This window comes from Acetivibrio saccincola, assembly GCF_002844395.1.
Classification (GTDB): domain Bacteria; phylum Bacillota; class Clostridia; order Acetivibrionales; family Acetivibrionaceae; genus Herbivorax; species Herbivorax saccincola.
Genome location: NZ_CP025197.1, coordinates 2,311,205 through 2,331,679, shown reverse-complemented (window position 1 = coordinate 2,331,679; position 20,475 = coordinate 2,311,205). Strand labels below are relative to the sequence as shown.

Annotated in this window: 22 protein-coding genes; 19 read left to right on the top strand and 3 right to left on the bottom strand. The window is 34.6% G+C overall.

The features are described 5' to 3' along the window. The first annotated feature begins 21 nt into the window (after nt 1-21). Genes rbfA through HVS_RS10495 form a run of 5 tightly spaced genes read left to right on the top strand, consistent with a single transcriptional unit; the run spans nt 22 to nt 4,136 of the window. Entirely contained in the window at nt 22-375 is a 354-nt protein-coding gene (gene rbfA, locus HVS_RS10515; RefSeq protein WP_101302096.1) for a 30S ribosome-binding factor RbfA, read from the top strand. A 47-nt stretch (nt 376-422) separates the two neighbouring features. Then, the gene (locus HVS_RS10510; protein WP_101302094.1) at nt 423-1,379 is read left to right on the top strand and encodes a DHH family phosphoesterase; all 957 of its coding nucleotides are present in this window, start codon (nt 423-425) and stop codon (nt 1,377-1,379) included. Then, nucleotides 1,379-2,263, top strand: coding sequence for a tRNA pseudouridine(55) synthase TruB (truB, locus tag HVS_RS10505; RefSeq protein WP_101304233.1), 885 nt, complete (start codon nt 1,379-1,381; stop codon nt 2,261-2,263). The genes HVS_RS10510 and truB overlap by 1 nt, the downstream gene beginning before the upstream one ends. Nucleotides 2,264-2,283: 20 nt before the next feature. After that, nucleotides 2,284-3,225 (top strand): bifunctional riboflavin kinase/FAD synthetase, encoded by a 942-nt coding sequence (locus HVS_RS10500; protein ID WP_101302092.1) that lies wholly within the window; start codon nt 2,284-2,286, stop codon nt 3,223-3,225. Then, nucleotides 3,222-4,136 carry a quinate 5-dehydrogenase gene (locus HVS_RS10495; protein WP_101302089.1) on the top strand — a complete coding sequence of 305 codons (915 nt, stop codon included), beginning with the start codon at nt 3,222-3,224 and terminating at the stop codon, nt 4,134-4,136. The genes HVS_RS10500 and HVS_RS10495 overlap by 4 nt, the downstream gene beginning before the upstream one ends. 51 nt (nt 4,137-4,187) lie before the next feature. Here the strand turns inward: HVS_RS10495 and HVS_RS16705 are convergent, their stop codons facing one another. Beyond that, the gene (locus tag HVS_RS16705; RefSeq protein ID WP_169926542.1) at nt 4,188-4,358 is read right to left on the bottom strand and encodes a hypothetical protein; all 171 of its coding nucleotides are present in this window, start codon (nt 4,356-4,358) and stop codon (nt 4,188-4,190) included. 194 nt (nt 4,359-4,552) lie between these two features. Here HVS_RS16705 and yfmF point away from each other — a divergent pair, with 194 nt between their 5' ends. The 14 genes from yfmF to HVS_RS10425 all read left to right on the top strand — a co-directional run bounded on the left by yfmF (nt 4,553) and on the right by HVS_RS10425 (nt 19,839). After that, nucleotides 4,553-5,842: an EF-P 5-aminopentanol modification-associated protein YfmF gene (gene yfmF, locus HVS_RS10490; protein ID WP_423230868.1), complete on the top strand. Its 1,290-nt coding sequence runs from the start codon at nt 4,553-4,555 to the stop codon at nt 5,840-5,842. Nucleotides 5,843-5,878: 36 nt separating this feature from the next. Next, on the top strand, nt 5,879-7,159 hold the full coding sequence (yfmH, locus tag HVS_RS10485; protein ID WP_412779132.1) for an EF-P 5-aminopentanol modification-associated protein YfmH: 1,281 nt from the start codon (nt 5,879-5,881) through the stop codon (nt 7,157-7,159). A 60-nt stretch (nt 7,160-7,219) separates the two neighbouring features. Continuing rightward, the gene (lgt, locus tag HVS_RS10480) at nt 7,220-8,053 is read left to right on the top strand and encodes a prolipoprotein diacylglyceryl transferase (protein ID WP_101302085.1); all 834 of its coding nucleotides are present in this window, start codon (nt 7,220-7,222) and stop codon (nt 8,051-8,053) included. A 178-nt stretch (nt 8,054-8,231) separates the two neighbouring features. Beyond that, the gene (locus tag HVS_RS10475; RefSeq protein ID WP_101302082.1) at nt 8,232-8,414 is read left to right on the top strand and encodes a Spo0E family sporulation regulatory protein-aspartic acid phosphatase; all 183 of its coding nucleotides are present in this window, start codon (nt 8,232-8,234) and stop codon (nt 8,412-8,414) included. 174 nt (nt 8,415-8,588) lie between these two features. Then, complete coding sequence (gene mraZ / locus HVS_RS10470) at nt 8,589-9,020, top strand: division/cell wall cluster transcriptional repressor MraZ (RefSeq protein WP_101302080.1); 432 nt, start codon at nt 8,589-8,591, stop codon at nt 9,018-9,020. A gap of 27 nt (nt 9,021-9,047) precedes the next feature. Next, entirely contained in the window at nt 9,048-9,989 is a 942-nt protein-coding gene (gene rsmH / locus HVS_RS10465) for a 16S rRNA (cytosine(1402)-N(4))-methyltransferase RsmH (protein WP_101302078.1), read from the top strand. A gap of 377 nt (nt 9,990-10,366) precedes the next feature. After that, nucleotides 10,367-10,852, top strand: coding sequence for a cell division protein FtsL (locus tag HVS_RS10460; RefSeq protein ID WP_101302075.1), 486 nt, complete (start codon nt 10,367-10,369; stop codon nt 10,850-10,852). Between the two features lie 36 nt (nt 10,853-10,888). Next, nucleotides 10,889-13,057, top strand: a complete 2,169-nt coding sequence (locus HVS_RS10455) for a PASTA domain-containing penicillin-binding protein (RefSeq protein WP_101302073.1) — start codon at nt 10,889-10,891, stop codon at nt 13,055-13,057. 79 nt (nt 13,058-13,136) lie between these two features. Continuing rightward, the gene (locus HVS_RS10450) at nt 13,137-14,576 is read left to right on the top strand and encodes a UDP-N-acetylmuramoyl-L-alanyl-D-glutamate--2,6-diaminopimelate ligase (protein WP_101302070.1); all 1,440 of its coding nucleotides are present in this window, start codon (nt 13,137-13,139) and stop codon (nt 14,574-14,576) included. Nucleotides 14,577-14,596: 20 nt separating this feature from the next. Beyond that, on the top strand, nt 14,597-15,970 hold the full coding sequence (locus HVS_RS10445) for a UDP-N-acetylmuramoyl-tripeptide--D-alanyl-D-alanine ligase (protein ID WP_101302068.1): 1,374 nt from the start codon (nt 14,597-14,599) through the stop codon (nt 15,968-15,970). Nucleotides 15,971-16,034: 64 nt separating this feature from the next. Further along, entirely contained in the window at nt 16,035-17,018 is a 984-nt protein-coding gene (mraY, locus tag HVS_RS10440) for a phospho-N-acetylmuramoyl-pentapeptide-transferase (RefSeq protein WP_101302065.1), read from the top strand. Between the two features lie 33 nt (nt 17,019-17,051). Next, nucleotides 17,052-18,164 (top strand): stage V sporulation protein E, encoded by a 1,113-nt coding sequence (gene spoVE, locus HVS_RS10435; protein WP_101302063.1) that lies wholly within the window; start codon nt 17,052-17,054, stop codon nt 18,162-18,164. An 11-nt stretch (nt 18,165-18,175) separates the two neighbouring features. Continuing rightward, complete coding sequence (murG, locus tag HVS_RS10430) at nt 18,176-19,276, top strand: undecaprenyldiphospho-muramoylpentapeptide beta-N-acetylglucosaminyltransferase (RefSeq protein WP_101302061.1); 1,101 nt, start codon at nt 18,176-18,178, stop codon at nt 19,274-19,276. Between the two features lie 203 nt (nt 19,277-19,479). Then, the gene (locus tag HVS_RS10425) at nt 19,480-19,839 is read left to right on the top strand and encodes a hypothetical protein (protein WP_101302058.1); all 360 of its coding nucleotides are present in this window, start codon (nt 19,480-19,482) and stop codon (nt 19,837-19,839) included. Between the two features lie 63 nt (nt 19,840-19,902). On the opposite strand, the gene HVS_RS10420 is transcribed toward HVS_RS10425, so the two are convergent. Then, nucleotides 19,903-20,226: an FtsX-like permease family protein gene (locus tag HVS_RS10420; RefSeq protein ID WP_242971728.1), complete on the bottom strand. Its 324-nt coding sequence runs from the start codon at nt 20,224-20,226 to the stop codon at nt 19,903-19,905. Between the two features lie 19 nt (nt 20,227-20,245). Next, complete coding sequence (locus HVS_RS10415) at nt 20,246-20,473, bottom strand: ATP-binding cassette domain-containing protein (protein WP_101302053.1); 228 nt, start codon at nt 20,471-20,473, stop codon at nt 20,246-20,248. Nucleotides 20,474-20,475: the final 2 nt, after the last annotated feature.

Genomic DNA, 20,475 nt, shown 5'->3' with positions numbered 1-20,475 from the left:
TTACTTTTAGGAGTGTTTGTAATGGACAGAACTATGCGGATTTCAGAAGGGATAAAGAGGGAAATTAGCAATATTATACACACTGAACTTAAAGACCCAAGGCTTTCAAAGCTTATTAGTGTCACCCATGTAAAGGTAACAAAAGATTTGCGCTATGCAAAGGTGTTTGTCAGCATTATGGCAGATGAAGAAGAAAAAAAAGAAGTGTTTAAGGGTTTAGAAAGTGCAGCAGGTTTTATAAGACGGGAGATAGGAAGCAGGCTTCAAATACGTTATTCACCGGAAATTATTTTTGAAATTGATGATTCCATTGAATATGGTGCCAGGATTTCTAAATTGATAGAAGATATAAAAGAAAAAAAAGAAAGTGATTAAGATATTTAACTTTGTTAGTAATTTGAAAGGATTGGGGAGTTGTAATGATGACTAAAAATATCATTATTTCAAAGATAAAAGAAGTAAAAACCCTTGCCATCCTGCCCCATGTGTCTATAGACGGGGATGCACTTGGTTCAAGTATTGCCCTTGCATATGCAGTAAAGGAGCTGGGAATTGAACCGGTAATTTACATTGAAGAGGAAATTCCTTCAAGCTATGGGTTTTTGCCTGGCATAGAATTTACAAAAGTTTACCAAGGTGAAAAAGAAAACTACGACCTTGTACTGGCATTGGATACAGGGGATACCGGCCGCCTTGGAAAGCGAATTGACATTTTTAATGCTGCATCTTATACCATTAATATAGACCATCATATGACAAATACCGAGTTTGCCGATTTGAATTATGTTCAAACCAGTTCGTCGGCTACAGGGGAAATAATATACCAGTTTATAAAAATGATGGGAATTCCATTAACTAAAGAAATATCTACCTGTATTTATGTTGCTATAGCAACAGATACAGGTGGATTCAGATACAGCAATACCACATCAATTACTCACCAGATAATATCAGATTTAATAAATAATGGTGTTGATGTGGCGGAAGTTTCACAGCTTTTATTTGAAACGGTGTCTTTATCTAAGACAAAACTTACAGGAATGGCTGTACAAACTTTGGAAATATTAGAAAATGGAAAAGTAGCTTTTATAACGGTTACGGAAAGTATGATAAAAGATGCAGATGCAAAGGAAGAGGACTGCGACGGCATTGTAAATATTGGAAGAAATATAAAAGGTGTGGAAGTTGCAGTTCTTGTTAGAGAGAAGGAAAATGAAAGTTATAAAATAAACTTAAGGTCTAAAAAGTATGTTGATGTATCCATAATAGCAAATAAACTTGGTGGAGGCGGGCATAAAAATGCTGCCGGGTGTACAATAGAGGGAAATATGGAAGATATAAAACAAATACTTTTAAAGGAGATAAGGGAAGTTTTATAATGAACGGTGTAATTAATGTACTAAAGCCAACTGGCATGACTTCCTTTGATGTGGTTGCATATTTAAGAAGAATACTTAAAATAAAAAAGGTAGGGCACACCGGGACACTGGATCCTTGTGCTGCAGGGGTTCTTCCTGTTTGTTTGGGCAAGGCTACTAAGGCTGTTGAATTTTTAATAGATAAGGACAAAATTTACAGGGCTGGGCTTAAATTGGGTATTTCCACTGATACCCAGGATGCAACAGGTAAAATAATAAAAGAAAGCCCTGTTGATGTTTCAAAAGATGAAATAGAAAGGGCTATAATGTCTTTTGTTGGAAAATACAGCCAGGTACCTCCTATGTATTCTGCCATAAAGGTTAATGGGAAAAAACTATACGACATTGCAAGGGAAGGAAAGGTTATAGACAGAAAGCCCAGAGAAGTGGAAATTTATTCTATTGACATTATACAAATAAAAAAAGATTCAGTTATTTTTGATGTAGAGTGTTCAAAGGGGACTTATATCAGGACTCTTTGCGATGATATAGGGAACAAATTAGGCTGCGGAGGGCATATGTCCTTCCTGCTTAGAAAGAAAGCCGGGGTTTTTGACCTTTCCACTACACTGACTTTGGAAGAAATAAGGGAGCTGGCTGCCCAAGGCACCCTGCAGGAAAAAATAATCCCGGTGGATGAAATATTTAAGGATTATGATAAAATAGTGCTGAATTTAAAGGATACAAAGAAATTTACAAACGGTGCAAAGATAAAAATAAGTGATGAATTCAAAAAAAAGAAAAACCTAAGGGTTTATGGATGGGATGGCAAATTTTTGGCATTTGGCCAAGTGATTAAATTTAACGAAGATATTTTACTAAAGTCAAGAAAAATGTTTATATGATATAAGTTAGGGATGAAAGTATGAAAACAATATATGCTTCAACTTCAGATTACAGTTTTAAAAAACCCACAGGAGTAGGTTTGGGGAACTTTGACGGTTTACATTTAGGACATATGGCACTTATAGATACATTGATAAATGAATCAGATTTGCATTCCTTAGAATCTGTGGTGTATACATTTGTGAAGCATCCGGAGAATATAATCAGGAAAAAGCTTTTTACACCCTTAATAACCACATTGGAAAAAAAGATAGAGATTTTAAGCAAAAGAGGACTTGATTATGTATATTTTGAAAAATTTGACGAGAAATATTCAAGAATCAAGCCTGAGGATTTTGTAGAAGGTATTCTTGTAAAAAAGCTAAAAATGAAGCTTGCGGTGGCAGGCTACGACTACAGGTTTGGCTATAAGGGTGAGGGGGATATAAATCTTTTAAAGGAACTTGGAAAAAGACATGGTTTTAAAGTAATAGTTATACCACCTGTCAAACTAGAGGATGAAATAGTAAGCAGCACCAATATAAGAAAGTACATAAAAAAAGGGGATATGCATAAGGCTTTCTTGCATTTAGGAAGACATTATTCCATAAAAGGGCAGGTGGAAAGAGGAAAGGGAATAGGAAGGACTTTAGGTTTTCCCACAGCAAATATAAGTCCTAAGAGCTATCTGGTTTTTCCTAAAAAGGGAGTGTACATAACTAAAGTAAAAATTGAAGACTGTATTTATCCTAGTGTAACTAACGTGGGGAATAATCCTACTTTTGGAGGAAATAGCTATATAAGTGTAGAAACTTTTATAATGGATTTTAATAAGGATATTTATGGCAAAGAAATAGAGGTCTTTTTTATTGAAAAAATCAGAAATGAGAAAAAGTTTAGCACTATAGAAGAGCTTATTATAGAAATGAAAAAAGATTTATTAAAGGCCAGGAAATATTTTAGGAGTGAATATTGTACATGAAGAGAATTGTAAGTGTAAGTATCGGTTCTTCACTTCGTGATGAGAGTGTAGAGATTGACATTTTAGGGGAGAAGCATCACATCCAAAGAATTGGAACGGACGGGGATATAGAAAAAGCAATTTCCATAATAAAGGAATTAGATGGAAAAGTTGATGCATTTGGTGTAGGAGGAATAGATTTATATCTTACCGGGGTTACCAACAAAAAACATGTAATAAAAGAGGCTATTCCAATAATTAATGCACCCAAAATTACGCCTATATGCGATGGAAGCGGGGTTAAAAATACGCTTGAATACAGGGTTATAAATTACCTGAGGGATAATAATATAATCCCCCTTAAAGACAAAAAAGTATTGGTAACATGTGCTACAGACAGGTTCAGGATGACAGAAGCTTTTATAGAAAATGATTGTAATGTTTTAATAGGGGATTTGATTTTTGCATTAGGTATACCTATGACTATAAAAAAAATAGAGGTTTTTAAGGTACTCCTTAAAATTTTTATACCTCTTATATCAAAACTGCCTTTTAAAATACTGTATCCTACAGGAAGCAAGCAAAGTGAAAATAACCATGAAAAATTTAAAAAGTATTATGAAAATGCAGATATAATAGCAGGGGATTTTCACTATATAAAAAAATATATGCCAAAATCCTTAGAGGGGAAAATAATTATTACAAACACAGTGACATCTAAAGATGTAAGCCTTCTTAAAAGTTTAGGTGTTGATACCCTTGTTACAACCACACCTAACTGGGGTGGAAGGTCTTTTGGTACTAATGTGGTAGAGGCAATAATATTAAGTAATCTTAAAAAGAAATGGGATGATTTAAAGGAAAGTGATTATAACTTAATGATAGATAAATTAGGAATTATGCCAAGAATAGTACGTTTTAAAGAGTCTTAAAAAACACCCTATAAAAGCTTAGTTGGGGAGATTGCCCCAACTAATTTAAAATTAATCAAAACTTTTTTTTAGCATGTATCCTAAAAACATACCTTGGATCAGCGTAAATGCAAGAATTCCCAATACGCTTGGAAGATTTAAGTTAAATTCATGGCTATTATCTTCTGCACTTGATTTTTCATGTGTCCGCGGGTATTTTCTATAATACCTTATCTGATTCATAAAATCCCTCCATTACTACTATTATTTCAATATAAAACTTTTTTATTTATGATAAATAATTTTAAAAAAATTTTAAAAAGATATTTTTTCAAAAAAAATATTGTTATATTACAGTGTTTTTGGGAGAATAGATAATAAGGGAATTTATTATAAATGCAAGAAAAATACATAGAATAAAAGGGAGGATTAATTTAATGTTTAAAGACAGCCAGGCTAAAAAGATAGCATCTTTTAATGGAATAACCCTATTTTGGATACCAACAAATAAGTTTAAAACCAATTCAATAAATATTTTTTTCCACGATAATTTAACAAATGCAAATGCATCAAAAAATGCGTTGATTCCTGCAGTTTTAAGAAGAGGATGTACTAAATATCCTTCCATCCGGGATATTTCCCTTTATTTAGATGAGCTATACGGGACTTCATTTGACTGCGGAGTGACAAAAAAAGGGGAGAATCAGATAATTCAGTTTTATATAGAGTATATTTCAGATAAATACATCAGTGAGAATATTGATATAACTAAAAAGGCTTTTGACTTTTTGATGGAAATTATAACAGAACCTGTTTTAGAAGACGGATGTTTTAAAAATGAATATGTTGCCCAGGAAACAGAGAAAATGAAAGAGTTAATTAAAGGTCGGGTAAACAATAAAATGCACTATGCTGTAGAAAGGTGCTTAGAAGAGGTTTGTAAAGGTGAGCCCTTTGGAATATATGACTATGGAAGCTTGGAAAATTTAGAATCAATAAATTGCAAAGACTTATATGAACACTATTTAAAATTTATAAAAACCCTTCCTATGTATGTTTTTGTATCAGGGGATTTAAAACCTGAAGATATAGACTATATTAAAGATAACTTGTTTAAAATAGACAGGGAAGAAGTAATAGACATAAAGGAAGCAGAAATAGAAATTGCAGTGGACAAGGTAAAAAATGTAACAGAAACTTTTGATGTAAATCAAGGAAAACTCTCACTAGGGTTTAGAACAAATACTTACCCAAATGATGAAGAGTATTATAAATTAATTTTATATAACAGCATATTAGGCGGGGGAGTGCACTCAAAACTATTTCAAAATGTAAGGGAGAAAGAAGGTCTTGCTTATTATGTTTTTTCTCGCCTTGAAAAATTTAAAGGGCTTATGGTTATAAGCAGCGGTATTGAAATTGAAAATAAAGATAAGACAATTGAAATAATAAATAAACAGTTAGAAGATATAGCAAAAGGGAATATTACAGAATATGAATATGAAGCGGCACAAAAAAGCATTGAAACAGGTATAAAATCCATTAAAGACAGCCAGCTTCAATTAGTTGATTTTTACTTAAGTCAGTATATTACAAAATCAGAAGATACTCCGGATATGGTTATTGAGAAGGTAAAAAATGCATCAATAAAAGAGGTGGCTGATATTGCATTAAAGGTAAAACTTGATACAATTTATTTTATTACAAACAATGAGAAGGAAATTTAAACACAAAAAATTTTAAATTAAAAGGAGGATTTATCCGTGGAAATAAAGACAATAAATTATGATAAAATAGATGAAACAATGTATCTTTATCAGCATAAAAGCGGGCTTAAAGTCTTTGTAATACCTAAAAAGGGATATTCTAAAAAATTTGCCGCTTTTGGTACTCATTACGGTTCCATTAACAGTGAGTTTGTGGTAAACGGGGAAAGAGTAAAAGTACCTGACGGGATAGCTCATTTTTTAGAACACAAGCTTTTCGAACAAAAGGACGGAAGTGTTATGGATAAATTTTCAAAGCTTGGCTCTAATCCCAATGCATACACCAGCTTTTCCCAGACGGTTTATCTTTTTTCATGCATAGATAAGTTTTTTGAAAATTTCAATCTTTTATTGGACTATGTGCAAAACCCGTATATTACCGAAGAAAGTGTGGAAAAAGAAAAAGCCATTATTGGCCAGGAAATAAGAATGTATGAAGATAATCCTGACTGGAGGGTGTTTTTTAATCTTTTAGATGCATTTTATAAAGAAAATCCTGTAAAAATTGATATAGCAGGAACCATTGAAAGCATATCCAAAATAGACAGGGAAATTTTATATAAGTGCTATAATACCTTCTATCACCCGTCAAACATGGTAATTGTTGTAGTTGGGGACGTAGAAGTTGAAAAGGTTTTTCAGATGGTGGAAGAAAATATATTTAAAAGTGAAAAGGATATTGAGATTGAAAGGATTTTTCCCAAAGAGCCTGATGAAATTAATAAACATTACAAAGAACAAAAACTTGCCGTTGCAATGCCTCTCTTTCTAATGGGTTTTAAAGATGTTAATTTTGAATCTAAGGGAATTAACTGCTTAAACAGGGAAATTGCAGTAAAAATTCTTCTTGAAATTATTTTAGGAAGAAGTTCGGATTTATACACAGAGCTTTATAATGAAGGTCTTATTAACAACACATTTGATTTTGACTACAGCATTGAAGAAAATTATGCTTTTTCATCTTTTGGAGGGGAATCAAAAGATCCTCTTTTGGTTAAAGAAAAAGTTATTTCTAAGATAGAAGATTTATGCAAAAAAGGTATTGATGAAAAAGATTATCAGCGCATTAAAAAGGCAATGAGGGGAAGATTTATAAGGCAGCTGAACTCTGTTGACAGGATAGCACATATGTTTATGTCTGTGTATTTTAAAGAAGTAAATATTTTTGATTATTTGAATGTATATGACCAAATAACTTTTGACTATGTGGAAAAGGTATTTAGAGAACATTTTAATAAAGAGAGATTAGCTGTTTCTGTAATAAAACCTATTTCATAAATTAAAAAATGCTACCAATAGATACAAAAGAGTAGAAATAGAGTTAACAGGAGGACAAAAATGAATTATGTAAGATTTCCTAATTTATGGGATTTAAAAATACCGGTTAACAGGGTGGCCTTTGAAATATTTGGTATAGAAGTTTTGTGGTATGGAATAATTATTTCTATAGCATTTGTTACAGCTGTTTTTTTGGGAATGAGAAACCGGGAAAGGTTTGGAATAAAGGAAGAGCAGATTTTAGATATTGTGCTTTTGGGGGCACCCTCAGGAATAATAGGGGCAAGGCTTTTTTATGTTATATTTAACTGGGATGAATTTGGAGGGGATATACTAAAAATAATAAATATCAGGACAGGCGGGTTGGCTATATACGGAGGGCTGATTGGTGCAGTATTGTCTTCATACATATACTGTAAGATAAAAAAAGTGGATTTTTTAAATCTTTTAGATCTGGGAGGTCCGTATTTCCTGCTGGCTCAGGCGATTGGGAGATGGGGAAATTTTACTAACAATGAGGCTTTTGGTACTAATACAAATTTACCCTGGGGAATGACAAGTGAAATTATAAAAAGAAGGATAGAGCTGTCAGGCATTCCTGGTATGGATCCTGATTTGCCTGTCCATCCAACTTTTTTATATGAATCTTTGTGGAGTTTTGCAGCTTTTTTGTTTCTTATGTGGTATAGAAAGAAATACAAAGTAAAAGGAGAATTGTTTTTCCTGTATATGATTCTCTATGGAGCAGGGAGATTTTGGATAGAGGGTTTGAGAATAGACAGTCTTTACATAGGGCCTTTCAGAGTGTCCCAATTACTTGCAATATCGTTTGTTGTCGTATTTGGTGTAATTTTTATAATAAGACGTAAAAAATATGGAGTTGTTAGCAGATAATGTTACAGCAGTGTTACAATTTTTTATCAATATTGACATGCTGCTGGTAAATTTCTATAATTAAAAGGAAAGCAAGCCACTAGTTAATAAAAAAACACTATTTGTGTCAAAAAAACTAAGGGTTTGTTGAAATACTAAGAATTAAATATTTTCTACAAAAGATAATGGTGGTGTTAAAATGGTCCAAAGTGAGATTAGACTGCTGCAGGATAAGTTAAACAGCATGATTGACTGTGAAGACGATTATGCAAAGATATATGAAATGAGTGTGCAATTGGATTTACTCATTGCAAAGTATTATGATGAACAGCTAGGCGGCAGACACAAAATATCAGGTGCCGGCTGTAAAAACAAAAACTAAAAATACTAGTAAACATCTTCAAAAAAGGTAGGACAGAAGTCCTATCTTTTATTTTTTTTAGAAAAAATTTTAAATTTCCTCTTGATTATTATGCGTTTATAGACTAAAATTAAATTATAAGTGGTGAGAAGTGGAGTGAAGTGGTGGAATGTGACAAGATGTGAGGTGAAATAGTTGTTTTATGGTGAATACCAACACTCAGTTGACGCAAAAGGCCGGGTTATCATACCATCTAAGTTTAGGGACGGACTTGGGGAAAGTTTTATTCTAACCAAAGGTCTTGATAACTGTTTGTTTGCGTATTCATCAAAAGAGTGGGGAGAACTTGAAGCAAAACTAAGATCACTTCCTTTCACCGATAAAGATGTAAGAGCTTTTGTAAGATTCTTTTTTGCAGGAGCTACTGAATGTGAATTGGATAAACAGGGTAGAATACTAATACCTAACAATTTAAGGCAGCATGCAAAATTGGAAAAGGATGTATATATAATAGGAGTGTCCACCAGGGTTGAAATATGGGACAAGGCTGAATGGGAGAGATACTGTGGAGATGACAATATTAGTCCTGAAAGCATTGCAGAAAAAATGTCTATGCTGGGAATTTAAAAAAGAATTTTTGAAAGGAATAGTTTGATGGAGTTTCATCACAGCCCTGTATTGCTGAAAGAAGTTATAGAAAAACTTAATATTAAGCCTGACGGGATTTATATAGATGGGACTATAGGGGGTGCGGGACACTCTTTAGAGATATATAAGAGGCTAAATAGCAAGGGAATTTTAATTGGGTTAGACCAGGATGAATTTGCTGTAAAAACTTCTGAAATAAGGCTTAAAAGTGCAGGTGGACAGGCAGGAATTATACTTGTAAATACAAATTTTAAAAATATAAAAGATGTTTGCTTTGAAAACAACATTCAAGGTGTGGACGGGATACTTCTAGACCTTGGGGTCTCCTCCCATCAATTGGATGAGGGGGAAAGGGGATTTAGTTATAAAAAAGATGCCCCTTTGGATATGAGGATGGACAGAAGGGGAAGGCTGACAGCAAAGATATTGGTAAATGAGTACAGCAAAGAGCAGCTAAGTGAAATAATACAAAATTACGGCGAAGAAAGATGGGCTAAAAGAATTGCAGAATTTATTGTTGATGCAAGGGAAAAGAAGCCAATTGAAAGTACAGGCGAGCTGGTAGATATTATTAAGGCTGCAATACCAAAAGGGGCAAGGAGGGAAGGACCCCACCCTGCAAAGCGCACTTTCCAGGCTTTAAGAATAGCAGTAAATGATGAATTAGGAGTACTTGAAAAGGCAGTTAGTGATGGAATAGAACTATTAAAGCCGGGGGGAAGATTTTGCATTATATCCTTCCATTCACTAGAGGACAGGATAGTTAAAAACACTTTTTATAACAGAGCAAAACCATGTACATGCCCTCCGGAATTTCCGGTATGTATATGCGGGAAAAAGCCTTTGGTAAAAATTATAGGGAAAAAGACCATCATACCATCAAAGGAGGAGATTGAGAAAAACCCAAGGGCAAGAAGTTCAAAATTGAGAGTGGTTGAAAAAATATAGTATATAATCCTTAGAAAGTTTTTTCTGAGGGTGGAAATAAAACAAAAGAAAAATTAAAAAAACAACAAAAGAAAAAATTATAAAACTACAAAAGAAAAGCAAATGGTAAATTACAAAAGAAGAAAGTTTTTAAAAGACAAAGGAAAAATATTTTAGGAAAACAAAAGAAGAAGTATTAAAAAACAAAAGAAAAGGAAAAAAGACACTTTACAAAAGACAAATTTTCATTAAAGGAAGATAGTAAAGCTAAAAAAGAGCTTAAGTTGTTTTGTTCCGGGGGAAGTGCTTTTTTAAAAAGAAAAGCCAAACCCCTGGATTTATTGTCTGTTGGTAATTTTATACTTTAAAGTGTTATAACCTTCAGGAAGGTGAATAAAATGTTAGATAATAAACAGTATATACACGGAACAGCAGCAAGAAAGCTTGAATATGACGTTTACAAAGAAAATAAGGTGCTAAAATCCAAGAAAAAACAGAGGAACAATAATAAAGTAAAGATTAAGTATGTATTGGTTTTACTGTTTATATCCACTTTAGCGGGTTTTGTAGCTTACAGGTATGCTAAAATTACTGAATTAAATTATATTATAAATCAGCAAATTGTTGAATATAATGAAATTAGGGAAGAAAACAAGAACATAGAACTTGATATAAAAAACAGTATTGATTTAAACAATATAAGGGAAGTTGCAAAAACAAAGCTGGGAATGCAGGAGCCTGACAGGCATCAGATTACATATATAAGTATACCAAGGGATGACTCTACGGTGGTTTTAGATGATGAAAATCAAAATAAAGAAAATCCTGGAGTGCTGGACACCTTGGTGGGAAAAATAAAGAGTGTAAGCAGTTTTATACACTAAGCTTGTTTTTGCATACTTACTAAAGGAGGGGCTTTGGTGAATGGTGCTACATTAATGATGAAGAAGAGGCTATTATTTTTAATGGTAGCTTTTTCTCTTTTTATATTGGGGCTTTTATTTAGAGTGGGTTGGATTCAAATGGTTCGGGGGGAAGAACTTCAGGAAATGGCTTTCCAGCAGCAAAACAGCAATAGGGAAATAACCCCCAAAAGAGGGACTATTTATGATAGAAATGGCAATAAACTTGCAGTTAGTTCAAGTGCTGAAAGGATAGCTGTAAACCCCCAGGATTTGCCAAAAGATAAAAAAGAGCGGGAATTCATTGCAGAAAATCTTGCTTTGATTTTGGAAATGGATAAAGAAGATGTTTTAGAGAAGATGAATAAAAACAACAGATACCAGGAGATAAAAAGGCATGTCAGCAAAGAGGTTGGAAATAAAGTTAGGCAGTTTAGAAGTGAAAATAATATAAAAGGTATTTATATAGATGAAGATTCTAAAAGGGTTTATCCCCACAATAACCTGGCATCCCATATATTGGGTTTTGTAGGATATGACAACCAAGGACTTGACGGTATAGAAAGGGTAATGGATAAATACTTAAAAGGGGTACCGGGAAAGATACTAAGTGAAGTGGATGCCAGGGGAAGGCAGACACCTTTTTACGAGGAGAAGCGCATCGAACCTCAAGACGGTCTGGATGTGGTACTAACCATAGATAAAGACATACAGTATATTGCCACAAGGGAATTGGAAAGGGCAATAGATGATAATAAAGTGCTAAAGGGTGGTATAGTTATTGTAATGGACCCTAGAAACGGGGATATACTTGCTATGGTTTCAAAGCCGGACTATAACCCTAATAACCCCAGGGCGTGCCCGCCAGGTGAAGATCCGGAAACATGGGACGGAACCACCAGTGAAGATATTGAAAAACTTCAGGAGACTGTTTGGAGAAACAGGGGATTGGTTGACACTTATGAGCCGGGTTCCACATTTAAAGCAATTACAGTGGCAGCAGGTCTTGAAGAGGGGATTATAAGCCTTGATGATATTACAAATGATAGTCCTATTGAGGTGCAGGGACATACAATAAGGTGCTGGAGAACTCCCCCCCATGGGGAACAGACTTTAAGGGAAGCTGTGTATAACTCCTGCAACCCCTCCTTTGTAAGGATAGGGGAAAAGCTAGGTATTTCAACTTTTTATGAGTATGTAAGAAGCTTCGGGTTTTATGATAAGACAGGAGTTCCACTGCCCTACGAAGGGGAAAGTAATATTCATAAAAATCCTACTTTGATAAATATGGCAACTACAACCTTTGGTCAAAGATTTACAATAACACCTGTTCATTTGGTTAATGCATATTGTGCCATTGCCAATGGGGGAAATCTTATGAGACCAAGGCTTGTTAAAGAGCTGAGGGACAGTGAAGGGAATATAGTGGAAAAATTTGAGCCTGAAGTTATAAGACAGGTTATTTCCAAAGAAACTTCCAGTGCAATGAGGGAACTTTTAGAAGGTGTTGTTTCAGAAGGTACCGGAAGAAACGCCTATGTAAGGGGCTACAGGGTTGCCGGGAAAACAGGAACTTCAGAAACTCTTGAAGAAGGGGTTTATATAGCGTCCTTTGCAGCATTTGCACCGGCAGATAATCCGGTTATATCTGTTTTGGTTGCACTAAACCATCCTACAGGTCATTCCTATTATGGAGGTCAGATAGCTGCTCCTGTGGCAGGAAGAATTATAGAGGATACTTTGGACTACTTAAATATAGAGAGAAGATATACAGAAAAAGATGAGCAAATGATGGCAGAGGAAGTATTTGTACCGGACATCAGGGATAAAACTTTAAATGAAGCAAAGCTGATACTCAGGGAATATGGTTTAGATTACAGGATTGAAGGGGACAACAGCAGCGGAGACATTGTGGTAAAAGAGCAGACTCCAAAGCCTGGAGCTGTTATATCAAAGCAGTCAACGGTTATAGTTTATACTTACAAACCTGAAACCAAAAAAATGGTGAAGGTGCCTGACCTGACCAACAAAACTGTAGAAGAGGCCACAAGGACATTAAGAGATATGGGGCTTAATATAAAAATAAACGGAATTGGTTCTGCCATAAGCCAGAGTGTTGAACCTGGAGAAGAGGTACAGGAAGGTGAAATAATAGCAGTTGATTTCATAATTCTTGATACCCACTAAAATGCTTTAAACGTATAAAATTTACCATTGATATCACATAAAACAATAAACATTATACTAATGAGTATTGGAGGATTTTATGCTACTGAAAGATATTGTTAAAGGATTGGATATTGCAGGGATAATAGGGGATACTGATATTGAAATTAAAGATATTGTTTATGATTCCAGGAAGGCTAAGGAAGGTTCTTTATTTGTCTGTATAGACGGGTTTAAAACCGACGGGCACAAATTTGTGCCCCAGGCACTGGAAAATGGGACAAAGGCCTTTTTGGTTCAAAAGGATATAGAGGTGCCGGAAGGTACTACTGTGGTAAGGGTAAGGGACACAAGATACGGGCTGGCTCATGTAGCGGCAAATTTTTATAATCACCCTTCAAAGAAGTTTAATTTAATTGGAATTACCGGAACAAAGGGAAAGACAACCAGCACATATATGGTAAAGTCAATTCTTGATGTTTACGGGCACAAAACCGGACTTATTGGGACGATATCCAACAAAATAGGGGAAGAGACTCTCCCGGCAGACAGGACCACACCGGAAAGCAGCGATTTACAGCAGCTTTTTGATGAAATGGTTCAAAAGGATGTTAAGAGTGTGGTGATGGAAGTGTCATCCCATGCATTAGAGCTTTATAGGGTGGCATTAAGTGATTTTGATATAGGTGTTTTTACAAATCTCTCAAAGGACCATTTGGATTTTCATGAAACTTATGAAAATTACTTAAATGCAAAAGTTAAATTGTTTGAAATGTGTAAAAAAGGTCTTGTTAATATAGATAATGAATATGGAAAAGAGGTTTTAAAAAGGGCAGAGTGTGAAGTTTATACCATAGGAATTGACAATGATGCGGATATAAAGGCTGTTGATATTATAAAGCACCCTGACAGGGTAAGTTTTAAAGTTATTACCCCATGGTTTACAGGGGATGTGGAGGTAAATATACCTGGAAAATTCAGCGTATATAATGCATTAGCTGCCATAGGAAGCTGTGCCCTTATTGGAGTTCCCTTTGAATACATAAAGGAAGGTTTAAAGAAAGTTGTAGTTCCGGGGCGGGCTGAAGTGGTAAATATAAACAAGGATTATACAGTTATCATTGACTACGCCCATACCCCTGATAGCTTAGAAAATATCCTTACAACCATAAAAGAGTATGCCAAAGGCAGGGTGGTATGTGTCTTTGGGTGCGGAGGGGACAGGGACAGGAGCAAAAGAGCTGATATGGGAAGGATTTCAGGTGAACTTGCAGATTTTACGATAATTACTTCTGACAACCCGAGGACAGAGAATCCGGAAAAGATAATTGAAGATATAGAAAAAGGCATAAAAGACACAAATGCTGAATATATAAAAATTATAGACAGACGTGAGGCGATAAGGTATGCCCTTTTAAATGCAAAGGCAGATGATGTTATTTTGCTTGCCGGCAAAGGGCATGAAACATACATAATACTAGAGGATAAAACCATTCATTTTGATGAGAGGGAAGTAGTAAAGGAAATACTTAGAGAGTAATTAATACTGGAGGAACAAAAATGCAGCAATTAAAATGTGCAGAAATACTTAATGCTACAGAAGGAAAACTGTTATCAGGAAGGGATGATAGCACTTTTAGCGGAATTTCTACAGATTCAAGAAATATTAAAGAGGGGGATTTATTTATTCCTCTTAAAGGAGAGAGGTTTGACGGCCATGATTATGTAGAAGAGGCTTTAGCTAAAGGTGCATTTGGTGCTTTAACTGAGAAGGATATAGAACCGGATGGGGAAAAAGTTATAATTAAAGTTGACGATACATTAAAGGCACTAAGACTTATAGCAGCTTTCTACAGATCAAAGTTTAACATCCCCTTTATAGGTATTACCGGAAGTGTAGGAAAAACAAGCACTAAAGAAATGGTGTGGAGTGTACTTAGTAAAAAATTCAATGTATTAAAAAACCAGGGAAATTTCAATAATGAAATAGGTGTACCTTTGACGATATTTAGATTAGAGCCCTTTCATGAGGCGGCTGTAGTTGAAATGGGAATGAACAATTTAGGAGAAATAAGCCGTCTTACATCAATGGTAAAGCCTGACATTGCCATAATAACCAATATCGGGGTATCCCATATTGAAAATTTAGGCTCTAAAAAAAATATTTTAAGGGCAAAGATGGAGATTTTAGAGGGCTTAAATAAAAAAGGATTGGTAATACTTAATGGTGATGATAATTTATTATTTGGACTAAAGGGTCTTCTAAATTTCAGGACTGTTTTTTATGGATTTGAAGAAGGTTTAGACTACCAGGCATATAATGTCAGGTCATTAGGAGAGAAGGGTTCGGTATTTGAAATTGAAATTAATAAAAAAGAATATGAAGTAAAAGTCCCGGTACCCGGGATACATAATATTTATAATGCCTTGGCTTCCATAGCGGCGGGGGTTGAACTTATGATACCTGAGGAAGATATAATAAAGGGAATAGAAGAGTTTAGTCCTGCTAAAATGAGGCTTGATATAATTAATAGTAATGGTATAAAAGTAATTAATGATGCCTATAATGCAAGTCCTCAGTCAATGGAGGCGGCATTGGTTGTTTTAAAGGAAGTATCCTCAGGACAAAGGTCAATTGCTGTTTTGGGGGATATGTATGAATTGGGGGAAATGACGGAGGAGGCACATATTCATATTGGGAAATTTGCAGCAGAACAGGGAATAGATTATATTATAGCAGTAGGGGATAATGCAAAAAGCATTTGTAAAGGTGCACTTTCCATGGGTGTGGATAAGGAAAGGGTTTTAAAATTTGAAAACAATAAAGAGACAAGTAAGTTTTTGGGAAGTTTTATTAAAGAAGGTGATGTAATTTTGGTTAAAGGTTCACGGGGAATGAAAATGGAAGAAATAGTAAATAAATTGACATCTTAAATAAAAGAATGTAAATTAATATAGTGTTTTATACAAGAGAAAATTTTCATAATTATTGGGGGAGATGAAATTGAATTTTATACTTACCAGGTTGTCAACCCATGTGATTTTTTTTATCCTGACTTTTATTTTTTCTATTATTTTAGGACCTGTATTTATACCTTTATTGACAAAATTAAAATTTGGTCAGACAGTAAGGGATGACGGACCTAAAAGCCACTACAAAAAAATGGGGACTCCTACTATGGGGGGAGTGATTTTTTTAATACCTGTTTTGATAATGTCACTTTATTATGGGATAAAAAATACTGAAATATTACCCCTTGCATTCGTTACCATTGGATTTGGATTGGTAGGTTTTATTGATGATTTTATAAAAGTTGTAAAAAAGAGAAAAGACGGTCTTTATTGGAAACAAAAAATGCTGGGGTTATTATTGGTTGCTGTTAGTTTTTCTTTTTATATTTACTATAAAGGGATAGGTACTGAAATTATAATACCCTTTTTAGGAATTGACAGAACCATAAATTTGGGATGGTTTTTCATACCATTTACAGTGCTGGTGCTGATATCAGCTACAAATTCCGTAAATATCACCGATGGTTTGGACGGTCTTGCAGCAGGTGTGACTTTGATAATAACGGTATTTTTTACTATAGTTGCTACAGCAAGTAATGAGTGGGAGCATGTTAAAATATTTTCTTCCATTGTATCAGGAGGCTGCTTGGGATTTTTAGCATTTAACGCCCATCCTGCCAGGGTCTTTATGGGGGATACAGGGTCGCTGGCATTAGGGGGGGCAGTGGGTGCTATTTCAATTGCAATGAATATGCCTCTTATATTAATTATTGTCGGAGGTATTTATGTAGTAGAGTCATTATCTGTGCTGTTGCAGGTATCCTATTTTAAAATGACAGGAAGAAGGATATTAAAGATGGCTCCTATACACCATCATTTTGAGCTTTCAGGCTGGAAGGAAACAAAAGTAGTTATGGTATTTTATATTATTACAATTATTTTATGTGTCCTTGGTTTTTTTGCTTTGTAAATTAAAATGCCTTCTACAGGTTCAAGGGGGTATATGATGAATTCTAAAAAACCATTTGATTTTTTAATATTTATGACGGTTTTACTGCTTCTGTCATTAGGAACGATAATGGTGTTTAGCTCAGGTGCTCCACATGCCTACCACCATATGCAGGGGGATACCTACCACTTTTTGAAAAGACAGCTGGTTTATCTTCCCATAGGACTTTTTGCAATGTTTGTGACTATGAATATTGACTATAGAAAGCTTGGGAAACTTTCACCCCTTTTATTAATTGGAAGTATAGGTCTTCTTGTTCTTGTACTTGTTCCGGGGATAGGTGCTGTATACAATGGGGCAAGAAGATGGATTAATATCGGTGGGCAGACTGTTCAGCCTTCTGAATTTGCAAAGCTTGCTGTTATACTGTTTTTCTCGCATAGCCTTTCTAAAAGAAGGGAAAAATTAAAATATTTTTTCAGAGGGCTGTTTCCATATCTTATTTTACTTGGTATATTTGCCGCTTTGTTGATGAAGCAGCCTCACCTTAGTGCTACCCTTGTAATTTGTTCAGTTGCAGCAATAATACTCTTTTGTGCAGGTGCTAAAATCAGGCATTTTGTTTTATTGGGTGTTCCTGCCGTAGCCGGTGTTTTTGCACTGGTGATAACATCCCCGTACAGATATAAAAGACTTGTTTCCTTTTTAGACCCTTGGTCGGATCCCCAAGGCGGAGGGTGGCAGGTTGTTCAATCCCTTTATGCTATAGGGTCAGGTGGTCTTTTTGGAAGAGGCCTTGGGAAGAGTTTGCAGAAATTTTTATACATCCCGGAGCCTTACAATGACTTTATTTTGGCAGTTTTAGCCGAGGAACTGGGGTTTATAGGAGTTTTTACCGTTTTACTTTTATTTTTGATATTCATTTGGAGGGGAATAAAGATTTCGATAAATGCTCCGGATGTTTTTGGATGTTTGTTGGCTGCGGGGATTACTTCATTAATAGCTGTACAGGTTATAATTAATGTGGCTGTTGTTACATCTTCTATGCCTGTAACAGGAATGCCTCTTCCCTTTTTTAGTTATGGGGGAACATCCCTTGTATTTTTACTAAGCGGGATTGGCATTTTGCTAAACATATCAAAGCATTCAAATTATGACAGGGTTTGAGGTGAAAGATTTTGAGAGTACTTATAAGCGGGGGAGGAACTGCAGGGCATATAAACCCTGCCATTTCCATTGCAAAACATATAATGAAAAAAAACAACCAGGCGGAAATTTTATTTGTGGGAACGGAAAAAGGTCTTGAAGCAAAACTGGTTCCTAGGGAAAATTTTTATTTAGAAACCATAAAGGTGAGGGGATTTAAGAGAAAACTTTCTTTAGATACCCTTGTTACGGTAAAGGAACTGTTTCAAGGACTTGTTGAAGCAAGGAAAATAATAAAGGATTATAAACCTGATATTGTCATTGGTACAGGTGGGTATGTATGTGGTCCTGTGGTATTTAATGCTGCAAAGATGAAAATCCCTACGTTAATTCATGAGCAAAATGCATTTCCAGGGGTGACAAACAGAATTTTATCAAGGTTTGTTGACAGGGTAGCAATTAGTTTTAAGGAGGCGGAAAACTACTTCAAAAAAAAAGAAAAGGTTGTATTTACAGGAAATCCTTTAAGAAGTGAAATGCTTGAAGTAGATAAAGCTGCATCCCGCCAAAAGCTTAAAATCAAAAAGGATGAATTTTTTGTAGTGATATTTGGGGGAAGCAGAGGAGCGGAAAAAATAAACCAGGAAGTATCAGAACTTATTAAAGCATATGGAAGAAAAATTGATTTTAAGCTGTTATTTGCAACAGGTGAAAGACAATATGAAAAAATATACGAAAGCCTTAAAAAGTACCTGACAGAAAATATAAATATAGTACCCTATATTTATGATATGGCAAATGTTATGGCTGCTTCAGATTTAGTTGTAGCAAGGGCAGGGGCAATGACATTAAGTGAACTTACTGCACTTAAAATTCCTTCAATACTAATCCCGTCCCCGTATGTTACGGCAAATCACCAGGAACATAATGCCAGGGCTTTAGAAGAAAAAGGGGCGGCAATTGTTATATTGGAAAAAGACCTTACGTCTGATATATTATATAAACAGATATTGAGTTTAGCTCAGGATAAAAACACCTTAAAGAAGATGTCTTCTAATGCAGGGAAGCTTGCTATAACCGATGCGGCAGATAAAATTTATACAATTGTAAGTGAGATTACCAATAAAAAATAGTATAAAAAAGCCTTAAAAAAGAACTCAGAAATGAGTTCTTTTTTAAAGCCTTAGTATAATAAAAGATATGGTAAATACTGGCTTTTTCCTCATAAATGATAAAAGTAACACTTTTGTAAACCACGCATAAAATAGTAATATACTTTATAGTTATAATATTTAAATATAATAAAGAATAACCACCCGGCAGTGGAGGTGCTTATATGAGTAAATTAGTGATAACAGGAGGTCGCAAAATAAAGGGAACATTGTCTGTTGACGGATCAAAAAATGCTGTCTTGCCTATACTTGCTGCTACAGTATTAAACGATGGAATAAGCGTTATAAAAAATTGTCCAAGATTGAGAGATGTGGAAAGAATGCTGGAGATTTTAAGGAAGATAGGTTGCAAGGTCACCTTTGAGGAAGGTGTGGTAACAGTTGATTCTTCAACTATAAACAGCACTGAAGTTCCCGAAGATCTCGCAGTAGAAATGAGGTCTTCAATTATTTTTTTAGGTCCCATTTTATCAAGGTTTAAAAAAGTGACTATTGCCTACCCAGGTGAATGGGTAGGTTTATAGGCACTTTTTACTGATGACTTTATCTATTTTGCGTATAAAGAAACAGCATGATTTTTTTAAAAATTAAATACTGTTTAGAACCCTTATAACCTGTATATTATTAATTCTTTTAATTAAAGGTATACATGATAAGCCAAGAACCAAAACTATGAAAACACTTATTGGCAGCAAAATTATAAATGGAATTTGATACATATAATTACCAATCATTACACTAAAATAGCTATGGAGAATCTTAGTAGATACAATGGACAAAATATATCCCAGCAGTAATCCTACTGTTGTAAGTATGGTTATTTCATATACTATTATATGTTTTAAACTTGAAGGCATTAAACCTATAGCTCTTAACATGGCATATTCTTTTTCTCTCAATTGTATTCTCATAAACACGGTAGTTGCACAATTAATTGCAGTAACTGAAACTGTTATAAAAAATATTAATGCAAATATAATTGGGTTTGTCTAAACCACTCATTACATTAAGCAGTGTACTTTTTCCTGATCCTGATGCTCCGGTAATAGCCACCACTTGCCCTTTATCTATTGATAAATTCATATTTTTTAATGCATCAACACTGTTACTTCCACTGCCATACTTCAAATTTACGTTTTTAAGTTTAATAATATTCATTA

Coding starts and splice junctions, on each gene's coding strand:
- rbfA (WP_101302096.1), top strand. CDS start 22: ATGGACAGAACTATGCGGATTTCAGAAGGGATAAAGAGGGAAATTAGC.
- HVS_RS10510 (WP_101302094.1), top strand. CDS start 423: ATGACTAAAAATATCATTATTTCAAAGATAAAAGAAGTAAAAACCCTT.
- truB (WP_101304233.1), top strand. CDS start 1,379: ATGAACGGTGTAATTAATGTACTAAAGCCAACTGGCATGACTTCCTTT.
- HVS_RS10500 (WP_101302092.1), top strand. CDS start 2,284: ATGAAAACAATATATGCTTCAACTTCAGATTACAGTTTTAAAAAACCC.
- HVS_RS10495 (WP_101302089.1), top strand. CDS start 3,222: ATGAAGAGAATTGTAAGTGTAAGTATCGGTTCTTCACTTCGTGATGAG.
- HVS_RS16705 (WP_169926542.1), bottom strand. CDS start 4,358: ATGAATCAGATAAGGTATTATAGAAAATACCCGCGGACACATGAAAAA.
- yfmF (WP_423230868.1), top strand. CDS start 4,553: ATGTTTAAAGACAGCCAGGCTAAAAAGATAGCATCTTTTAATGGAATA.
- lgt (WP_101302085.1), top strand. CDS start 7,220: ATGAATTATGTAAGATTTCCTAATTTATGGGATTTAAAAATACCGGTT.
- HVS_RS10475 (WP_101302082.1), top strand. CDS start 8,232: ATGGTCCAAAGTGAGATTAGACTGCTGCAGGATAAGTTAAACAGCATG.
- rsmH (WP_101302078.1), top strand. CDS start 9,048: ATGGAGTTTCATCACAGCCCTGTATTGCTGAAAGAAGTTATAGAAAAA.
- HVS_RS10460 (WP_101302075.1), top strand. CDS start 10,367: ATGTTAGATAATAAACAGTATATACACGGAACAGCAGCAAGAAAGCTT.
- HVS_RS10450 (WP_101302070.1), top strand. CDS start 13,137: ATGCTACTGAAAGATATTGTTAAAGGATTGGATATTGCAGGGATAATA.
- HVS_RS10445 (WP_101302068.1), top strand. CDS start 14,597: ATGCAGCAATTAAAATGTGCAGAAATACTTAATGCTACAGAAGGAAAA.
- mraY (WP_101302065.1), top strand. CDS start 16,035: ATGAAATTGAATTTTATACTTACCAGGTTGTCAACCCATGTGATTTTT.
- spoVE (WP_101302063.1), top strand. CDS start 17,052: ATGATGAATTCTAAAAAACCATTTGATTTTTTAATATTTATGACGGTT.
- HVS_RS10425 (WP_101302058.1), top strand. CDS start 19,480: ATGAGTAAATTAGTGATAACAGGAGGTCGCAAAATAAAGGGAACATTG.
- HVS_RS10420 (WP_242971728.1), bottom strand. CDS start 20,226: ATGAGAATACAATTGAGAGAAAAAGAATATGCCATGTTAAGAGCTATA.
- HVS_RS10415 (WP_101302053.1), bottom strand. CDS start 20,473: ATGAATATTATTAAACTTAAAAACGTAAATTTGAAGTATGGCAGTGGA.